This is a genomic window from Methanobacterium alkalithermotolerans (assembly GCF_018141185.1).
Classification (GTDB): Archaea; Methanobacteriota; Methanobacteria; order Methanobacteriales; family Methanobacteriaceae; genus Methanobacterium_F; species Methanobacterium_F alkalithermotolerans.
The window spans coordinates 136,840-154,912 of the sequence record NZ_CP058560.1 but is presented as its reverse complement, the minus strand read 5'-3'; the positions used below and the strand labels follow the sequence as shown (position 1 = coordinate 154,912).

Sequence of the window (18,073 nt, the reverse complement as noted above, 5' to 3'; positions counted from 1 at the left end):
CTATTCACCTATTTTACGTTTTAAATCGTCTTTGAAAACTTCTAAACCAAATCCACCATCAGTTCTACTGGAGTGTATGGTTTCCACTACTTCCCGGGCTTCAGGATCATCCCGCATGCTTATATTGTCACTGCGGTAAATGGTGGTTATATTAGAGAGGTGTTCATCATCCAGGGCTTCTCCCATATTTACCGGTTCATCCAGGGGTCTTCCTACCTGGTCCTTGATATAGGATATCTCCTTAGTTTCTTCGTTGTATACGTATCTCTGCAGGGCATCGAACATTAACCCGTTTTCATCCAGTCTCAGGGAGTGTCCGTGTACGGTAGCCCCTCGTATACCACATTTTGCTGGATCAAATAGTTCGGTTTCAGTTAGTGTTTTGGATATTTTTTCCAGGTCCAGTTCCCGGATTTCTATAACCTGCCGGCCAGATAGGGTTCCGGTATCCACTCCTCTGAATCTCCACATGTAAGTTCGGGCCCGGTCATAGGGTTGGGCCGGAGCATTATACATGGAATCAGCAAATTGAATATAACGGGTTCGGTTACCCTGCATGGCTCCAGGTAGAGGTTCTACCATTTCCTTCATCATATCCAGTTCGAAATCCATTTCTTCTAAGGGAGGGTGTACGGTTTTGTAGCCTTCTCCCGGATTTCGGTGGCCTAAAATTTTAACTATATCTTCATCAGCAATTTCCCTGATTTTTTTTAGTTCATAATCAGGGTCCATGTGATTCCTACGGTTTTCCGCGATTTTTGTATTTCCAGGGCTGTATTGGGCTTTGTAAGACATATTAATCACCTATTAATCTTACAGTATCTTCTGACTTTGATCCAGGATCAACCAGTCCAATATAGGTTGGTTCTATTTCCTGTTCTATTCCACGATCTATTTTCAGATAATCAGAAACTGTAATATTTGTTTTAGTAAAAATTCCTGCAGATACTTCGAAATTGCATGAAAGATTATTTCCCAGGATATCTTCCAGTTTTTTTAGAAATACTTCCTGTTTTTCATGGAGGACAGTTATGATAATATCCCCCACGGTGACGGAGAGTTCTAAATCATGATCTTTTAGTTGTATAACCTTTCTATCTTCATGGTTGACTCTGGTTCCTTTAGCCGGGCCATATCCCACTATCTGAGGTAGGGATTCTCCATTAAGCAGCACCCGTAGAATACCCTCCAGTTTCATTATTTCATTGAGTATTCTTTCAGTGGTGGCTGGTTTCAGGCGCCGGTAGGGAAATATCTTGATATCTACAGCTTTTATTGGTTCCATTCTATCCCTTTATAGATAATTATCAGATTTCATCCTTTATTATCCGGGCTCCGTCTGCTACATGTTCTATTGGTTCTTTTAAGTAACTGATATCTCCATATACTCTGCCTACCAGTCCAGAGGTGGCTTCTACTGAGAACATCTGGGTACCGGCATCCAGACACATGGCTGCTGCAGAACAAGGTACGGCAAATCCTTTACTGTGACGGGTTACCACGTGGTTTCCATGGAAAGTTCCAGGTCCTCCTCCACCATAGATGGAATGGGAGAAGAAACTCATACCCACACCAGTACCTTCCACTCGACCATAGTCTACACCAGGTAATCCGGTTTCGTATTCCAGGATATCATTGTAATATAAGATGGTAGAAGCAATACCCTGGGCGGCTCGAGAAGCACCAATATTTACAATTACCGAGCTTAATAATCCTGATGCAGCATAGGCATTCCATAAAGCCCAATCGGTAGGTTCATATACCTGGAATCCGGAAGGCATGGTTTTTTGTACCTTAATTACTCCGTCATCTAAGGCTCTCTCCACCAGGGAAGCCATAACAGTACCCACGGTTCCTTTACCATTTTCTTTTACCAGATCATATACCAGGTTGTTGGCATTTAATCCCTGGTAAGCCATACCCAGTAAGTGGAATCTTTCAAATGCTCCTAAAGCATCACCGGTTTCGAACATGGAGGTGTGCTCTAATATGGAGGATAAAGCCACGGCGTTCAGGGTGTTTTTGTTGGTGATGGCCACCACGTGATTGGCCATGATGTTCCGGAGTCCGTAACCTAATCCTTCCAGCATTACAGGAGGCCCTAATAAGGCGGTGATGTGGGCGCCGGTGAAGTCCACAGTTTGAGGATATCTTCCTAAAACAGCGGTTTTTACTGCAGGGGCATCAAATTTATCCACATCAAAAGTGTCGATGATGGCCTGGATTACTGCTCCTCCGGTTACCAGGGTGGATACGGTGTAGTCGGCGGCCATATTCATCCGCTGGGATGGTAGTTGTACCAGCATTTGTTTACCGCCATTGATGAGTTTTAGATTGAAATCATCGTCTTCGGTAACCTGGATTATTTTCTGGATTTTTTCAGCCAGTAAGTCGGCATTATCCATTAGAGGTAGTTCTAATTCTCTTCCTGGTACAAAATTGGATTTACCACCGTAGGCGGCTTTTTCCAGGGAATTTTGTATCCCGGATATGTCTATGGCTACGGATCGTTTTACTTCCTGTACAATTTTTTCAATGGTAGGGTTTATGAGGGGACTAACTGCTTCTAGAGGAACGTTTTCTTCTAAAAGTTTTCCATCAACCCCGTATAGGTCTATTCTGTCTTCGTAGGTTGGCATAATTTTTACACCTCTATAGTAATTTTTTTTCATTAAATCAATGAATTTTAAGCCAATGGAAGGTTCCAGGGAAAGATAAATTATGATGAGAGTCATTTGTCAGGTGGGAAAAAACTCATAAGGAGAGTTAAATAGTGATTTATCTCCTGGTACCTTCTATAGCTTCAGGAAAAATAGATTCTACAAAAATCTGATTTCCTTTTAAATTTTTGACCAGTGTTTAATTTTTTACTTTAAGTCATATGCTGACTAGTGGTCATTTTATAATTAGTGGTCATTTTCATATATATAGTTTTAGAGCCAGGTCCCGGGATAACTAATACGATTAATACCTTTCAAGGGCATAAATCACATTAATCAGTGGGTTAAAAGTTACCAACTGACTAAAATAAGGTTAGCTGCTTTATTTAAGTCCAAAAATTGTAAGAATAAAATTAATGTAAATAATTATACTTAAGTCTAAAGTTTCCTGTATTTTTCAAATAAACCCCTCTCCTTATTTTCCTTAATCAGATGAGATAGTAGCTCCACATCAGAGAGTATCCATTCCCCGTATTTTAATAGGATTATATAATCCGGTGCATTGATTTTATCCTTTAATCTTTTTAGTTCCTGGTTTATGTATTCTAAATCTGGTGGGTTTATTGGCTTTTTTGAAAGGACCATATCCTGCAGGTGGCCCAGTATACCCTGCATTAAATTAAGAGGTTCATCCAGCTTGGATTCAGGAGTTTTTATTTTCTTAAGGTGGGATAAGGTGGCTATATAATCTCCAAGTAATCCATCCAGACAAAGAGCCATATCTTCATAGGCTTTTATATCCTGGAGGGATTGGGGTTGGGAGTCTTTAAGTTTGATGATACCCGCCTGGAGATTATTATGGGCACTTAAAATATCAAAAAGAGGAGGAATATCATCCCCTTCCAGGGAGGTGGTGATAAAATCCTGGGTGGAGGAAATTCTTTTTATAAGAAGCTGGGGTAAATTCACCATTATCCGGCTGGGTAAGATAAGGTAGGCTGCTCCAAAGGCAATAACAGAACCAGTAATCACATCCATTATCCGGGAAGCTCCCATTAAGGGTATAAGTTGTACTGGTTCCAGGAATATTATTAAGAGGCTGGTAAAAAATACCACATAGAGATAATTAACTGGTAGATAGACCACCACAAGCACCAGGCAGATGAGACCCAGTAATGGTAAAATATAGGCCAATCCCAGGTGCATTAAGAAGAGGGCAATCAGGACCGCCAGCACCACCCCTATTATGGTGGCAAGTATGCGGATAATCATCCTCTTTTTAGTACTGATGATATCCACTTTTAGAACCAGGAAAATGGACATGGCCACCCAGTGCACATCATATGAACCGGTTAATAGATAGAGTAGAAAGGCCGCTCCCACTGCCAGAGAAAAGCGTATACCATGGCGCACATAGAGATTATTTAAATTGAGGTTGGAGCGTAAATTATCTCTGAAGGGAACTTTAGGGGAAAGGGGGAGGGGCTGAACTTCCAGGATAAGTTCACCCTGGAGCACTTTTCTGGTTTTAACTAATTGATCCTGGAACTGGGAGACTAATATTTTAAGGCTTAAATCATCTTCTTTAGTATCTAAATTCATGATTTTAGTAAAAAGAGTTTCCAGTTTATTAAAGCTTAAATTAGAGGACTCCTTGTGGAGTATGATATCGGATATTTTCAGGGTTAGTTTATCCACTTCCGCAATATATTCCTGGAATAGTTCTAAAGAAGGTGAGAGTAGTTCTTCTTCCAGGTGGGGTATCTGGAAGCGTAAGGTGGCTATTTTGGTTGCTAATTGTACCAGGCTACCAGTTTTTGATTTTTCAGATATATTTAATAATTTCTGGGCATTGACAATGGATTTAAAATCAGTGCTGGGGGAAAAACAGGATGATAGTATTTCTCTTTTTGCCGGGTTTTTCTGGAATATGCGTATCAGTATAATGGCCAAAGCCCCTATAAGGGTTGCGGTAGCAGCATATAATCCCCAGTCCAGTGGTGGTAGCTGAGAATCTACAAAGATGATGGAGGAATAGAAGTATAAAAGGAGGCCCAGATAAGCAATAGAGCCAGTTACCTTTCCTGAAATATTAAGAATAGAATAAAACCAGATCCAGATTATTAAAAATATCAGTCCTAAAAGAGGATGGTAAAGACCCAATGAGGCAGAAAAAACTGATAAACCAACCAGAATAATGAACACCAGGTTAAGAGGTATCATATTTTTTAAGGGGAGTTTTATTAAATTAATCTGACTAATTAGAAGTCCCACAAAGAGAAATATTTTCTGGGCCGGTCCCAGTTCCAGTAAAAAAGATAAAGGTAAAAGCAGTAAAAGTATCAGGATAAAATATTTTCCACCTTTCCAGTTAGGTGGTGCATCTTTGGCAAAGAGGAGGTTTTTAAGCCTGCTTTTCCACATTCTTAGTGATGGATTATTCAAAATAGTATCCCCTTACAACTTATATTTATATAAACTAATTTTAAGTATACTCAAAACCCTAGTAAGTATTTATTCCTAAATAAATTCATAACCTTAAAAATAGCTTAAAATATAATTAATAGTTAATTATATAGTTTAATTTAGAAAAAAATCCCTGAAATATGATTAAACCCGAACCATAATTTGAAAATCAGCCAGTGAATTGGCCGCTGAAATTAATGCCCTTAATGTTTTTAAAAAGGAACTTAAGAGTGCTCCCACCTGGCCCTATGATTTTTCCATGCTAAGAACCCTGTTTTTTTCCATACTCTTACCAGGACTGGTAATAATCCTAAAAATCAATCTGATTTTTTTTATTGTTAATCCCCCGCGATGATTATTTTTTTTTAAATTAAGTCATCCCGGGGCAAAGCTTTATATAATATTATGACAGAGTGTTAGTTAGTGACACTATGTCATTATATATCATATTGTACATCTTATGACAATATGTCATAGTATCAGGTGTCTAGGGTATAAGGATATATCAAGGAAGTATGTGGATGACCCTATCAGAGAGAAAAAAAAGAGAAAAAGAACAGCGGAAAAAAGATATACAGGAAGCTGCCCGGGAATTATTAATAGAAAAGGGTTATGAAAACGTAACCATGAACCATATTGCCCAGAAAAGTGAACTGGCCCGGAGCACCCTTTACCTTTACTTTAAAAACAAGGAAGAAATTTATCTGGATATTGCCCTGGAAAACTTCCAGGTATTAAATGACAAATTCCAAAAATGCTATAAAAAAAAGGTAAGTGGAATGGAAAAAATCAGACTACTCACCCGGGCTTACATCAAATTCTACCAGGAATACCCCAGTTACTCCCTATCCCGCTTTTACTATGAAATACCCTTTGACCCGGACTTCACCTGTATGGAGGACTTAAAAAAAATACGGCTTGAAATTTTCTCCATGGTGGTAAAATCATTCCAGGAAGGATTGGAAGATGGTAGTATCCGTCCCGGGGTGGACCCGGTAAAATCCGCCCTGATATTAACCTCCTCCATGCAAAACATCATCAACCTCACCCCGGCTATCCAGATGCATATGCAGGATCATGGATTAAGCCACCAGGAAGTGATTGAATATAATATGGATTTGATGATGAATTGCCTGGAGAATAAAACTACCCGGAATTAATGATAATCGATTTAAAAAATAAATAAATTAGATTTTAAAAATATTAATAAATTTTGATAATTAAGGTGATAATACGTGTTAGAAGAAAATATCTGGTCCCACTTTGGAAACTGGTGGGCGGTACTGGTTTGGATTGCTATTTATGCTGTGTTTTTACTATTTGTACCCTTTTATAAGAAAAGTAAGGTTAAACCCACCGGGGCCTACCTGGCCTTTGTGGTGGCCTTTGCCATAGAAATGTTCGGAGTGCCCTTTTCCATGTTTGCCCTGGGATGGGCCTTTGGTATCTGGTTACCAGAAGGAATACTATGGGGACATACCCTCAGCAGTTACATTGGAGATTTAGGAACCTGGATTGGATTATTAATCTCCCTTAGTGGGGTGGCCCTGGTACTGGTGGGCTGGAAGAGGATCCATAAAAACTACTGGATAAAAGAAACTGGAGAAGGAAAACTGGTTACCGATGGGATATACAAGTATCTGCGCCATCCCCAGTACACCGGCTTCTTTTTAATAACCCTGGGCATCATGTTTGAATGGGCCACCATACCCCTTATTGTTCTCTACCTGCTGTTACTTGTATTGTACTACAAGCTGGCTAAAAGGGAAGAACAGGATATGCTGGATGAATTTGGAGAAGAATACCAGGAATATAAGGCTAAGACCCGGATGTTTATTCCTTATGTGTTGTGAGGTGGTTTACTAACCCTATTCCTCCTTTATTTACTTTTTATTTTTTTAAAAAAAAATTTGCTAAATAAAATGGCTTGAATAGTTTATTTCATTGGTAGTTATAATATTGATTTACCGTTTTAAGGCTCTAGATAATAGTTTATTTTTAAAATTTTTTTTACTACGCCCTTAAATTAAATTATTTTTTTATGGTTTTTTTTCGTTTTTATGAGCTCTTAAAAGATAATTTATTATGTCTTCTTAATCTAATATTATATACCTCGGCCCCCCAAGCACTTAATTCAAAAATAAGAAAAATATTTAATTATATTTATAATTTGAAAATATGGGGCCTTGATTATAAAGGAGGGGTTAAGTTGAATAAAAGAGGAATATACATCATCTCATTCTTGTTTTTGGTCTTCGTGATACTAACAGCAGGATGTATTGGATCACAAGGCATGGGGGATGAATCCGCAGATAGCACTGGAGATAGCACTGGAGATGGTGATAAAAGCAGTGATGATGAGAGTAAAGATGAAGGCGGCGATGAAGAAAGTGGAGAAGATATTGTCCCCCTTGAAAGTTAGCTCTATTAATTAAATTCTGCTTATAATAGGGCTAAAATCTATTTTTTTCTACTTAAAAAAGTATTTATTTTAAATTTTTTAAAAGATAATTATTCACTAATTATCATTAGTTTATATTACATATTCTCCTTAGAAATAGAGGAGAAATGAATCACATTTTCCGGAAATACACCAATTTTCTGGTAGAAACTATAGCATGATTATCTAACTACATCAGAGTGTTTTAAGACTGAATTTTCTATTATTAAAAGAAATATGGAGTTTAAATTTATTTTTAGTGAATAATCTCAAAAAAAAGGTCAATGGTTTAGATTATTTTTCTTGTAGTTTAGTATCCTTCTTCTCAGTCTCAGGAGGAGTAGGTGGCTCCTCAGTGAGGAGAGGGTCAGGGTTTTCCACAACCTCGAAACGGGACTCAGGAGGAGTAGGTGGCTCCTCAGTCTCGGTGGCATTATAAGGTATAATGGTTTTAATCACTTCTCTGAGCTTTGTTATTACTTCTTTTGATGCGAAACCTGCTAAAAATGCAATTACAGAATATGTTAAGGTGGTAAGTGGTGTAGCTGCATCTGCAGGTAATTCCAGAATTAAAAGGTTTGAAAGTAGGAGCAGATATACTACCACACCTAATATTAATCCAGCCAAAGGTCTAACTAAATACCACCAAATAAAACTAACTTTGAATTTTTCCGATGCTTGATGGATACTGAATGAATTTAGGGCAGCTAAGGTTCCCCCTATACCTCCTGCAGCCGCCATGAAAAATAGTTTTCTCCATGTTTCATTATCTACAATTCTAAAATAGGTGTCTATAGCCAACCAGGCAAATAACAACAGAAAAACAAGCAACATTAATCCCAATACAGTATCAAAAAGTGTTAGTTTCTTTTTTCCACCCTCAGATACAGGTTCTCCACATTTACGACAATAATCATCAGAATCTTCTATTTCAGTTTCACATTTTGGACATTTCATCCTAAAAAACCCCCCTGAACCGTTTTATTATTTATAAAAGCGGGATTTTAATAGGTTAATAAATTTGAAAGCACTGTAGAATAAAAAGAAAAAGATTAAGTAAAAATAACTTCCAGGTGCACTCTCCCAAAAATTTGCTTAAAATGAGAGTAGAAAAAAACCCCTAATTCTGCATTAAAACTGTGAAATGGTAATCAAGTTTAAACCTATGTTCCCTATGAAATATTTTAAGTTTTTCTTATTATTAGAACCTTAGTTTTAAAAATCAAATCAAAAAATATATTAAAAAATTCATTTTTCTCCGAAATTTTAAAGGATGTGAGTTTCAAAAATTAATCATTTTAATTATATATACTCCAATAAAATAGCGGAGTGATCAGAAATACCCTTATCCCTTACCCCTGCATCATGAGAAACTTTAAACCCATTTAATTTTGAATAAAGACCCGGTGATGCTAGGAAGTAATCCAATCTAAAGCCGGTTCCATCATGGTAATACCAGGTAAAGCGTTCATCTTCATCCCGGTGGCCTACTTTCCACAGGTCAATGTATCCTGATTCTTCTAATTTTTCTAGATCCAGGGGATTGTATTCACTTTGATTAGAGGAATCTTCCCTGGTGCAGCTATTAAAGTCTCCTGTTATTAGAACGTTTTTATCCTGATTATTAAGAGAATATTCCCTGATTTTAGACCAGAAATCATTCTTTATTTTACCGGTTGATGGGGTATGTATACTCCCAGCACATGTAAGTCCAGTTCACTTAGATAAACTTCTAACCAGCGATCTTCACTATTTACCTTGATAAAGTTCATATTAGAGGCTATTAAAGAGCCATAACCCCCATCTGTATTAGAAACTTGAGTCTGGTAGCCTTCTGATTCCAGGGCATGTATAATCTCCTTACCACCATCTTTATTAATAAATTCAGTAAGTACCATCAAATCTGATTTTGTACTTAAAAGATAATCTATAATTAGAGGATTTCTTTTCTGGGATCCCCCATGCCAGATATTTAAATTGGTTATTCTCATTTTTATCTCCTAATTTATTTGAATTAACAATTTAGCCCGATATATTAATCTTTCTAGCCAGTAATACTAAAAAACCATCCCCTGAATTATAGCCGTGCCTGGAATTTAGTTTATTTATCCTTTTTTATTGCAGGAAAAGGAGAAATGAATAACATTCTCCGGAACTCCACCAATTTTATGGTAGAAATCTACAGCATCATCTCCAACATCAGCCTGCAAGAAAATTTCTTTATCGCCTTTACTGCATGATATGTTTTTTAATTCTTCAATTAATCTGCTTCCTATCCCTTTTTTCTGGAAATTAGGATGAACCGCCAGATCATATACATATACTTCATTGGCTTCAAAATAGGTGGAGGGCAATTCATGGGCCGTTAATCCACCTATGATGTCTTTTTCATATTTGGCAACCACAAAAATAATGTTTTCATTTTTTAATAATTTAACCAGATAATTATCTGAAGGATAAGGGAATGATTCCATTTCAAATACATTTTCATAGAGTTTGATTAATTTTAAAAGTTCGGCCTGGTTATTTAAATTTAAGTGTAAATATTTAATTTCATTTACATTCATGAAAAACAACTTTTTTTGTTATAAAATATGACTTTATTACAATTTATGTCTTTAATGATTAATATAAAAATAATATCCATCCATATAATTTACATTTTATATTAATACAACTCCTTTTAGAGAATCTTATACTTTATTTATTAGTTGTAAATGGATAATCAAATCATAAATTACTTAATGTTCATTATAACATACTTTTTAATAACAACTTTAGGAGTGGGGTTGGTGAATCGTAAAATATTATACCAGTTACAGTCAGTTGAATATGAGCATGAATTTGACAGAAAGGCGTTGCAGAGTTTAGAAGGGACTCCGGGACTGGAGAAATTATCGCGTAAATATCAGAAACATTACATAGAAAGGGTAGTCAGATTGGATTTTACTGGTAGTGGAATAAGGGTTAATAAAAATAATTTTCCTGATATCCATCAGTTACTGGTGGAGGCCTGCGATATTTTACAGTTAAATTATATTCCAGAGCTTTATATTTTATGGGATTACCAGGTAAATGGATTTGCCAGTGGATCTGAAAATCCTATTATCGTGCTTTATTCCGGGGCTATTGATTTACTCAGTAAAGAAGAATTATTATATATTATTGGGCATGAATTAGGGCATATTAAAAGTGGACATATGCTCTATCACCAGATGGGTAGTATTATCCCTGTTCTGGGAGAAATAGCCAGTGTATTAACCTTGGGAATATCCAGTATAGTGGGTACCAGTCTTACACTGGCCTTATTATACTGGCACCGGATGTCGGAGTTTACTGCTGATAGGGCTGGTTTACTGGCCTGTCAAAATAAAGAAGCAGCAATGAGTGCCATGATGAAAATGTCGGGTGTTCCTAAAAATCATTTTGATAAAATAAAAACTGAAGATTTCATAGAACAGGCACGGGAATTCCAGGACTTTGATTATGATTCTCTGGATAAAATTGGAAAAGCAGTGCTTATTATGAACAGCACTCACCCCTGGACAGTAATGCGTGCCCATGAAATTTTAAAATGGGTGGATTCTGGAGCATACGATCAGATTATTGAAAAACACAGCGCCATCAAAAAAGTCAGTGGAAGTACCGGTACCATGCCCTGTTTAAATTGTGGATTTGAAATAACTGGAAAGGAGAAATTCTGCCCGGGATGCGGTACCAGATTTGGCCGTAGATAACAAAAAGATTACTTCCTAATTGTAGAAAAAAATAATTTACCTCCACACTGACATTCCACAAAATCATCAGCAGATTCACCAGCTTTTAATTCATAGTAACCTGCACACGACTCACAAAGGAGATATCCATATTTATTCTCTTTTTTATTAAAGATTTTATTAATTGTGGAGTCCAGTTCTTTGAATATAGGTTGAGCTTTTTCTTCGATTTCAAATAGAGTGTTATTTAATTCTTCTTGTAATCCCGGTTTATTGGAAAAATCAGTGCACTTAGCTGATTCTCCCTCATCTTGATTGTATACAGGACGTCGGCGTTTATACTTGGAATGGGGTGAATTTTTAAATAATATTTTACCACATTCCGCGCAGTAGACAGAACTTTTAACATTGGTAAAATTACAATAGGGACATGTCGTTTCCGATGCATCATTTTTTAAGGGAAGACTTTCTGCACAAGCAACACAGAACTTTGAATTTTCTGGATTTTTGGTAGAACATACCAGGCAGATAGATGAATGGCCAAGTTGTGAATCATCAAGGGGAAGTTCATTCCCACACTCTGCACAAAATTTAGCACCAGCTACATTTTCGAATCCACATTGATTGCAATTATTTATAGATGTTTTAAGTTCTTTTCCACAATTTGCACAAAATCGGGCTCCTTCCACATTTTTAAAGCCACAAATCATACATGATAATCCCTGATTAATTTGATTATCTATCATTTTAGTCACCAATCACGAGTATTTATATGTGTTATGAAATCAGTTCATGTTTCAGATAATAATCACTTACCTGACAAAAGGCACCTTAACCATATAACCCACTAAACCCCCCAGCATACCACTCCATATAATCAGGAAGGGCTGGAGAATTATCCGCATGAAGTTAATATTATTCTGCACACTGGTGGTGGAGGTGGCAAATAGGGTAGACAGGTTCCCCATAAAAAGCATGTACAACAAGATCAGGGTTCCCCCCACAAAACCCATGATAATGGTAATTACCAGGCCCAGAAATCCACCATTTACCAGTCCTTCCACAAAATCTTCTGATTTTAATAAAGCAGCCACCAATCCCCCAAGGAGGGCCATGGAAGGTAAAAAGAACATATGTCCCATGGGAGTTATTTGCCCACTACCAGAAAGTATGGTATCCCCATAGATTATAAATCCCATTACCGGTATCACAAAGGAAACAAAAAGCCCGGTGAAGATTGCCAAGATATTGATTTTTTTATTTAATGAGTCTAAGTCTAAATCCATTTTCCTAACCTCTATATTTATGATAAAAGCAGGGCACACTCCTGGCAGTACCGGGCATCAGATAGATTTTCAGTACCACATTGAGGACAAGTTCGTGTTAAAAAGGAGTGACTGCAGTTAATACAGAATCGGGCCTGTTGTGGATTAATCCTTCCACAGGAGGGACATTCTGTTTCCAGAACCAGGTTGTGGAGATTGCTGGTTTGGTAGGATTGCTGGGAGGGATTATCCCGGGTAAGGGAGTAAATAAAATAGATTATCCCCACCAGCACCACAAACCATAATGGTCCAAATATGAAAAATCCCTGTTCATCCCTTAAAAGATTCCTTAAAACCATATAAATCCCCTTCTAGATTAAGATGAATAATACTATAACTAACATGATGATTCCAATAATACATGATTCCTTGGCCTTTTTGGGTTTACTATCATTCCACGCTAAAAATCCTATTAAGCCGGCTATGGGTGAAAATAATATGATTAAAATAGCTTCACCAGCACTTAAGCCCTGTTCGATTTCAGGATTTTTGTATTGAAAGTTAGATGTATATGTGCTTTCTTTAACCCTGCCCGGGCCAGAAGAACTAACTGGACTTATTTTTCCACCTGGTTTTAAATTAAAGGCACATTGTTGACAGTACCGGGCTTCTGCCACGTTTTCAGTTCCACATTCAGGACAGTTTATTTTAAGGCCCTTTACCAGGGGATGGGCGCAATTAGTGCAAAACCGGGCATTATCTGGATTTAGAAAGCCGCAGTTTTCACATTTTATCTCGTGAATTTTTTCCAGAGGCCGGGCACAGTTAGTGCAAAACCTGGCCTCTTTATTATTCTCTTTTCCACAGTTTTCACATTCTATTAAAGAGGGATTTTTACCACAAATCACACAAAAGTCTGCATCAGCCGGGTTTTCATGGCCACAGGGAAAAGTTCTCCTGGAAGCAGGAATTTCTGGATCTATTTCTGATTCCAGATTTACATCTTCTGGTATTTCTTCTTCTAAACCTTTAGCTGTTTCAAATTCTTCTAGAACTTCTGATCCGTTTACTTCTTCGTTTTTTATTTCTTTAGATCTTTCTGGTTCTTCTTCTAATATTATTTCCTGTTTTCTAAGATTTTCCAATGCCCGGGAGGCAGCCGTCTGGATAGAGGGTTCACTCCAATTTTGGGCATCATTCAAAGAGGGTATAGCCCGGTGGTCACCGGTTTTTTCCAGGGCTTGAATCATTTTAAGTGCGGGTTTTGTGTATTTTTCCTTATTTAAAGCTTGACTTAAAGGTTCAACCGATTTTTCATGGCCCATATTCCCCAATGCTGTTGCTGCTGCCGCCCTTACCAGGTAATAATCATGTTCTAATGCTTCAATTAATCCATCCAGTGCTTCGGGATCATCTATTTCTTCTAATTCTTTAAGATCTCTTTTTTGAATCAAATTTTCTATTTCCAGGGAGGAAACCACCTTTTTCACCCCATATCCTCTTTAGATTTTAAGAAAACAGCGAATAATTTTTTTATAAAAAAACATTACACCCCATGCTCTTTATCTTTATTAATTATTTATTATAAGTTAATGTTTTTTATATATAATATAGTAATATTTATTAATTCATGCAGTATATTAATAAAGTATGAAAGGTTGGGGCCCTATCCAGAATATTTTAAAGGTATCTGGAAGTTGCATCTGCCACCGCATACCAGAGCGGACCTTCAGAGTAAATAATTATTATTTTCCGGTCTGTTCCCGTTGCACCGGAATTTACCTGGGCTCAATTATTTACTTTATCTATGTATATTTTTATTATGTGGACTATAATATCTGGCTAATTATTTTAGCTATTTTAATGATTATTCCCACTTTCCTAGATGGTTTAACCCAGTATTTTAATCTACGGATAAGTAATAATTATTTAAGATTTACATCTGGTGTTTTAGCCGGTTTGGGATTAGCTATTCTGGTTAAATATTTTAAATGGGCCTTATTTTTATATTTTGGATCATAAGTGGTGGATAAAATAGAATAAGAAATTAATATCGTGAGAGGTTATTATTTAGCGATTATGCCATGTTTGAGATTAATTAGAATGAATTTTTTAAAAAGTGGAGGTGTTATTATGTCCCGGGAGTGTAATCAATGTGGCAGTGATAGTCCGCCAGGGTCCCGGTTTTGCATGAACTGTGGAACCCCCTTAATAAAAAAGCAGGTGCGTGAAAATACTCCCGCAGCAGGCTGGTGGAGTTCTCAAAATAATGGAGTAAAAGCTTTAACCTTGGTAGGGGCTTGTTGTGTAGGTATGATAGTCTTAGTAGGGATTATTGGTCTTTTATCTCCAGATGCAAGTACCAGTAGTTATCCTGGTAGCAGTTACAGTTCTTATGATAGTTACAGTTCTTATGATTATAGCCGTGATTATTCTTCCAGTGTTAGTGATGATTCTTTAAGGAATTTCTACTATGACCATCAAAGTGGTATTTCCACTGCCAATGCCGATTGTCCTTATTGTGGAGGCACCCTTGATTTATTAAGTGATGGTAGTTCTACACTGATAGTCTGCCGGGATTGTGATGCCTATTATTATGATTAGGCCTTCTTAAGAATAATCAAAATTCAGGATTAAAGACATATTTGAGAATGAATTCTAAAAAAAATTTCCTAAAAACTTATTCCAGGGAGTATGCCAATTAGGGCCAAGAATGTCATATGGCCCCTAGATCCTTATTAACTTTATAAGTTTTATAGGATACAAATAACATATAGTATTCATCTATGAAATTAATTTTAAGAGTTCTAATTTCACTAATCTTACCGTTCATGGTTACTATAATAGTCCCTTTAGTTATAATTATAAATTTTAATCTGCAACTTGTAACCTTAGATTCGCTTTTATCTGCCTTTAAGTTAATTATCGGTATATTATTAGTTTTTATTGGATTAGGATTTTTCATATCTACCAATAAATTATTTATAATTAGAGGTAGAGGAACCCTGGCACCCTGGGATCCTCCAGAGAATCTAGTGGTAACTGGTGCCCATGCACATCTTAGAAACCCTATGATCGCTGCGGTTAGCATGATTCTATTAGGAGAGTCATTGATTTTTTCAGGATGGGAGTTACTCTTATGGACTGCATTTTTCTTCATTTTAAATCATATTTACATTGTATATAAAGAAGAAGTAGATTTAACAAAGAAATTTGGGGATGAATATATAGAATATAGGGATAATGTTCCCCGATGGATCCCCCGTTTGAAGCCCTGGAAAAAAATAAATAAATGAAAACAGATGGGGTGATTTTACCTAAAAATCTATATAGATTTAAGGGTTTTTACTATAAATCATTCAAAAAATTTCAATTAGTAAAAAAAATTTGAAAAAAAAAATATCTTTAAAGAAAAATAATATTAATATTATGCAAAATAACTGCCAAAAATGTGATTTCTGTGGGAAGCCCGCTGCAGGTAAATGTATTGTTTGTGGAAGATGCTACTGTCAGGACCATCTGGGGGGAGATGGATACTGCGTGGATGACTTTTTTGGTTCAGGTTTATTCTAAAAAAAAGTTCTCCAGGAAATCTACTTATCTATTATTTTTTTATGGTAAAATCGATTCAGAAAAAATTAAAGATGGTTTCCCCTGGAAAGGGGCACTAAATCTTTATACTCCTTCTGCCGGTAATTCAGGAAGTTTTTTTCTATAATACCAGAATATGATAGCCAGAATCACATACATGATGGCTGCAAACCATCCAAACTCCCCCAGCATCATCTCTCCTGAATCAGTAGTCTGAGTGAGGGCGGGATAGAACTGCTGGATGAAGTAGTTCCAGAATCCATGGAAAAGTACTGCCACCCATACACTTCCGGATATGATACGAAGCCAGGCCAGGATTAAACCGGCCCCCATCACCGAGGGAATAAAAACAGCCAGGGAGAATATCAGTGACCCGGTCCCATGATAAGGACCAAAGAGGATCATGGGAAAATGCCAGAGAGTCCATATAGCCGCAGATAATAGGGCAAGTTGGGTGAATGTCTGGAATCGGGCCAGTTCCGGTACTAAAAATCCACGCCAACCAAACTCTTCTCCAGCGGCAAAAAAACAGTTTAAAGCTATTGCAAATAGTAAGGAAGGTATGAAAGTAAGGGTGAGGATATTTGCAGCCCCTTCGAGGTTAAAAGGTGCTATCCCTGATATCCATGCTAAACCAAACATGATAAGCCCGGCAGCAATGGGGAGCAGGATGCCCACTAAAAGCCAGATGGGTTTTCCCAGGCCAAACCCGAATCCCTTCAAATTACGCTGGTAGTATAAACGGGTGATAACAGCAGCCAGGGCCGGACACCACATAGAACCAACAGTATAGAGAAGTAGAATGGTGGCATTATCTGCAACTAAAGGTGTCCGGGATGTAAGGTACCAGAAAATGGAGGATAAAGCAAAGGTTAACACAACAAAAGTAGTTACTGTCTTTTTTGGATTAGTGGCCGGAGTTGATGGTTCATCCCCCGTAATATTCCCTTTTCCAGTTAAAAAATAGTTCATCAATCCCCTTATGGTAATCCCTTCTTTTTTCCTTTCACCTGATTTTACCACTTTTTTACAACCCCTTTAATTTTCATGATAATTTTTTTACTATTAAAGAATATAAGCACAGTTGATTTATATTTTTACTTATCATATCCCTCATAAAATAAATTAAAAAAGCTAATTTTCAGGTCTTTTTCTAATTTTCGTTATCTAAACTGTTTTATAGAAATTCAACTTAGATTTCTATGGTGCCCCTTTTAATTAGGGATTATATTATCTGAAACTACCCCTTTTTCCGGGGTTAATATCCCTCTAATAGTAATTTATAATAAATGAAATTATCCATAAAATAATACTGAAGATAAATCAATTTATAAAAATAATTAGATTAGTTACAGTTTTAAAGGAAAATTTTGCTTCATTAGTAGTTATTATGGGAAGCACCCCTCTACTTAGAACCTTTTTTTATCTATTAGATTTATCCAGAGTAATTTAATCTAATTAATGGCCTTAAGGAGAATTTTCCGGTATTGGATGCGGGTTATTAAGGATAACTATTAAAAAATTAGCTGATTGGAGGGGTTAAAATTATGATGGAAGTACATTGGAAAAAAGTCAGAAAAGGTTTATTACTTTCTTTATTACTGTGGCTTATTCTGGGAGAGCTTGCCGGGGACCTGGGTGGTATTATAGGCTTTATACTGGCTACCTTATTTGTGGGTTACCGGGTGGGGGAAGGCTATAAAAGCGGGGCCCTTCATGGCGCACTGGTGGGTTTAGTAGGGGGTATTATTGGAGGATCAGTTATAGGGATCTTATATATCCTGGGATTAGGAAGTACAGCCCAGGCACTGTGGCCTGTTACCGGGATAGTGGAAGCAATCTTAATAATAATTTTATATGGTGTTTTTGGAGCAATTAGTGGGGCAGTAGGTAGTATAATCAAAAAATCAGTATAAGAAATTATTTTTTATAGTA

The 18,073-nt window shown here is 36.8% G+C and carries 22 protein-coding genes; 9 read left to right on the top strand and 13 right to left on the bottom strand.

The features are described from left to right. The 4 genes from mcrG to HYG87_RS00765 all read right to left on the bottom strand — a co-directional run bounded on the left by mcrG (position 1) and on the right by HYG87_RS00765 (position 5,105). A complete protein-coding gene (mcrG, locus tag HYG87_RS00780) occupies positions 1 to 795 on the bottom strand; it encodes a coenzyme-B sulfoethylthiotransferase subunit gamma (RefSeq protein ID WP_211533344.1) in 795 nt (264 codons plus the stop codon). Between the two features lies 1 nt (position 796). Next, positions 797 to 1,285, bottom strand: a complete 489-nt coding sequence (gene mcrD / locus HYG87_RS00775; protein WP_211533343.1) for a methyl-coenzyme M reductase operon protein D — start codon at positions 1,283 to 1,285, stop codon at positions 797 to 799. 22 nt (positions 1,286 to 1,307) lie between these two features. Beyond that, complete coding sequence (gene mcrB, locus HYG87_RS00770; protein WP_211533342.1) at positions 1,308 to 2,639, bottom strand: coenzyme-B sulfoethylthiotransferase subunit beta; 1,332 nt, start codon at positions 2,637 to 2,639, stop codon at positions 1,308 to 1,310. A 459-nt stretch (positions 2,640 to 3,098) separates the two neighbouring features. Beyond that, positions 3,099 to 5,105, bottom strand: coding sequence for an FUSC family protein (locus HYG87_RS00765; RefSeq protein WP_211533341.1), 2,007 nt, complete (start codon positions 5,103 to 5,105; stop codon positions 3,099 to 3,101). 542 nt (positions 5,106 to 5,647) lie between these two features. On the opposite strand from HYG87_RS00765, the gene HYG87_RS00760 reads away from it, so the two are divergent. From HYG87_RS00760 to HYG87_RS00750, 3 genes are all read left to right on the top strand, one after another. Beyond that, entirely contained in the window at positions 5,648 to 6,286 is a 639-nt protein-coding gene (locus HYG87_RS00760) for a TetR/AcrR family transcriptional regulator (protein ID WP_211533340.1), read from the top strand. Between the two features lie 75 nt (positions 6,287 to 6,361). After that, complete coding sequence (locus HYG87_RS00755; protein WP_211533339.1) at positions 6,362 to 6,979, top strand: methyltransferase family protein; 618 nt, start codon at positions 6,362 to 6,364, stop codon at positions 6,977 to 6,979. 317 nt (positions 6,980 to 7,296) lie between these two features. Next, complete coding sequence (locus HYG87_RS00750; protein ID WP_211533338.1) at positions 7,297 to 7,548, top strand: hypothetical protein; 252 nt, start codon at positions 7,297 to 7,299, stop codon at positions 7,546 to 7,548. 312 nt (positions 7,549 to 7,860) lie between these two features. On the opposite strand, the gene HYG87_RS00745 is transcribed toward HYG87_RS00750, so the two are convergent. The 4 genes from HYG87_RS00745 to HYG87_RS00735 all read right to left on the bottom strand — a co-directional run bounded on the left by HYG87_RS00745 (position 7,861) and on the right by HYG87_RS00735 (position 10,133). Continuing rightward, complete coding sequence (locus HYG87_RS00745; protein ID WP_211533337.1) at positions 7,861 to 8,523, bottom strand: zinc ribbon domain-containing protein; 663 nt, start codon at positions 8,521 to 8,523, stop codon at positions 7,861 to 7,863. A 345-nt stretch (positions 8,524 to 8,868) separates the two neighbouring features. Then, entirely contained in the window at positions 8,869 to 9,210 is a 342-nt protein-coding gene (locus tag HYG87_RS11075) for an endonuclease/exonuclease/phosphatase family protein (protein ID WP_394357457.1), read from the bottom strand. Positions 9,211 to 9,230: 20 nt separating this feature from the next. Then, positions 9,231 to 9,557 (bottom strand): hypothetical protein, encoded by a 327-nt coding sequence (locus HYG87_RS00740; RefSeq protein WP_211533336.1) that lies wholly within the window; start codon positions 9,555 to 9,557, stop codon positions 9,231 to 9,233. 114 nt (positions 9,558 to 9,671) lie between these two features. Beyond that, complete coding sequence (locus HYG87_RS00735; protein WP_211533335.1) at positions 9,672 to 10,133, bottom strand: GNAT family N-acetyltransferase; 462 nt, start codon at positions 10,131 to 10,133, stop codon at positions 9,672 to 9,674. Positions 10,134 to 10,358: 225 nt separating this feature from the next. Here HYG87_RS00735 and HYG87_RS00730 point away from each other — a divergent pair, with 225 nt between their 5' ends. Then, on the top strand, positions 10,359 to 11,303 hold the full coding sequence (locus HYG87_RS00730; RefSeq protein WP_249164863.1) for a M48 family metallopeptidase: 945 nt from the start codon (positions 10,359 to 10,361) through the stop codon (positions 11,301 to 11,303). A gap of 8 nt (positions 11,304 to 11,311) precedes the next feature. Here HYG87_RS00730 and HYG87_RS00725 read toward each other — a convergent pair whose 3' ends face one another. From HYG87_RS00725 to HYG87_RS00710, 4 genes are all read right to left on the bottom strand, one after another. Next, positions 11,312 to 12,028: a zinc ribbon domain-containing protein gene (locus HYG87_RS00725; RefSeq protein WP_211533334.1), complete on the bottom strand. Its 717-nt coding sequence runs from the start codon at positions 12,026 to 12,028 to the stop codon at positions 11,312 to 11,314. A 66-nt stretch (positions 12,029 to 12,094) separates the two neighbouring features. Further along, on the bottom strand, positions 12,095 to 12,568 hold the full coding sequence (locus HYG87_RS00720; RefSeq protein WP_211533333.1) for a hypothetical protein: 474 nt from the start codon (positions 12,566 to 12,568) through the stop codon (positions 12,095 to 12,097). Between the two features lie 17 nt (positions 12,569 to 12,585). Then, complete coding sequence (locus HYG87_RS00715; protein ID WP_211533332.1) at positions 12,586 to 12,906, bottom strand: zinc ribbon domain-containing protein; 321 nt, start codon at positions 12,904 to 12,906, stop codon at positions 12,586 to 12,588. Positions 12,907 to 12,918: 12 nt separating this feature from the next. Beyond that, complete coding sequence (locus HYG87_RS00710; protein ID WP_211533331.1) at positions 12,919 to 14,037, bottom strand: zinc-ribbon domain-containing protein; 1,119 nt, start codon at positions 14,035 to 14,037, stop codon at positions 12,919 to 12,921. A 160-nt stretch (positions 14,038 to 14,197) separates the two neighbouring features. On the opposite strand from HYG87_RS00710, the gene HYG87_RS00705 reads away from it, so the two are divergent. The 4 genes from HYG87_RS00705 (at position 14,198) to HYG87_RS00690 (ending at position 16,120) form a co-directional block, all read left to right on the top strand. Then, positions 14,198 to 14,569, top strand: a complete 372-nt coding sequence (locus HYG87_RS00705; protein ID WP_211533330.1) for a DUF2085 domain-containing protein — start codon at positions 14,198 to 14,200, stop codon at positions 14,567 to 14,569. A gap of 111 nt (positions 14,570 to 14,680) precedes the next feature. Then, positions 14,681 to 15,151, top strand: coding sequence for a zinc-ribbon domain-containing protein (locus tag HYG87_RS00700; RefSeq protein ID WP_211533329.1), 471 nt, complete (start codon positions 14,681 to 14,683; stop codon positions 15,149 to 15,151). A gap of 227 nt (positions 15,152 to 15,378) precedes the next feature. Further along, on the top strand, positions 15,379 to 15,843 hold the full coding sequence (locus HYG87_RS00695) for a methyltransferase family protein (protein ID WP_211533328.1): 465 nt from the start codon (positions 15,379 to 15,381) through the stop codon (positions 15,841 to 15,843). Positions 15,844 to 15,976: 133 nt separating this feature from the next. After that, positions 15,977 to 16,120 (top strand): hypothetical protein, encoded by a 144-nt coding sequence (locus tag HYG87_RS00690; RefSeq protein WP_211533327.1) that lies wholly within the window; start codon positions 15,977 to 15,979, stop codon positions 16,118 to 16,120. Positions 16,121 to 16,222: 102 nt separating this feature from the next. On the opposite strand, the gene HYG87_RS00685 is transcribed toward HYG87_RS00690, so the two are convergent. Then, positions 16,223 to 17,161, bottom strand: a complete 939-nt coding sequence (locus HYG87_RS00685) for a type II CAAX endopeptidase family protein (RefSeq protein WP_211533326.1) — start codon at positions 17,159 to 17,161, stop codon at positions 16,223 to 16,225. A 524-nt stretch (positions 17,162 to 17,685) separates the two neighbouring features. On the opposite strand from HYG87_RS00685, the gene HYG87_RS00680 reads away from it, so the two are divergent. Beyond that, the gene (locus HYG87_RS00680; protein WP_211533325.1) at positions 17,686 to 18,054 is read left to right on the top strand and encodes a DUF5518 domain-containing protein; all 369 of its coding nucleotides are present in this window, start codon (positions 17,686 to 17,688) and stop codon (positions 18,052 to 18,054) included. Positions 18,055 to 18,073 lie beyond the last annotated feature (19 nt).

Coding starts and splice junctions, on each gene's coding strand:
- mcrG (WP_211533344.1), bottom strand. CDS start 795: ATGTCTTACAAAGCCCAATACAGCCCTGGAAATACAAAAATCGCGGAA.
- mcrD (WP_211533343.1), bottom strand. CDS start 1,285: ATGGAACCAATAAAAGCTGTAGATATCAAGATATTTCCCTACCGGCGC.
- mcrB (WP_211533342.1), bottom strand. CDS start 2,639: ATGCCAACCTACGAAGACAGAATAGACCTATACGGGGTTGATGGAAAA.
- HYG87_RS00760 (WP_211533340.1), top strand. CDS start 5,648: ATGACCCTATCAGAGAGAAAAAAAAGAGAAAAAGAACAGCGGAAAAAA.
- HYG87_RS00745 (WP_211533337.1), bottom strand. CDS start 8,523: ATGAAATGTCCAAAATGTGAAACTGAAATAGAAGATTCTGATGATTAT.
- HYG87_RS00740 (WP_211533336.1), bottom strand. CDS start 9,557: ATGAGAATAACCAATTTAAATATCTGGCATGGGGGATCCCAGAAAAGA.
- HYG87_RS00735 (WP_211533335.1), bottom strand. CDS start 10,133: ATGAATGTAAATGAAATTAAATATTTACACTTAAATTTAAATAACCAG.
- HYG87_RS00725 (WP_211533334.1), bottom strand. CDS start 12,028: ATGATAGATAATCAAATTAATCAGGGATTATCATGTATGATTTGTGGC.
- HYG87_RS00720 (WP_211533333.1), bottom strand. CDS start 12,568: ATGGATTTAGACTTAGACTCATTAAATAAAAAAATCAATATCTTGGCA.
- HYG87_RS00715 (WP_211533332.1), bottom strand. CDS start 12,906: ATGGTTTTAAGGAATCTTTTAAGGGATGAACAGGGATTTTTCATATTT.
- HYG87_RS00705 (WP_211533330.1), top strand. CDS start 14,198: ATGAAAGGTTGGGGCCCTATCCAGAATATTTTAAAGGTATCTGGAAGT.
- HYG87_RS00700 (WP_211533329.1), top strand. CDS start 14,681: ATGTCCCGGGAGTGTAATCAATGTGGCAGTGATAGTCCGCCAGGGTCC.
- HYG87_RS00695 (WP_211533328.1), top strand. CDS start 15,379: ATGGTTACTATAATAGTCCCTTTAGTTATAATTATAAATTTTAATCTG.
- HYG87_RS00690 (WP_211533327.1), top strand. CDS start 15,977: ATGCAAAATAACTGCCAAAAATGTGATTTCTGTGGGAAGCCCGCTGCA.
- HYG87_RS00680 (WP_211533325.1), top strand. CDS start 17,686: ATGATGGAAGTACATTGGAAAAAAGTCAGAAAAGGTTTATTACTTTCT.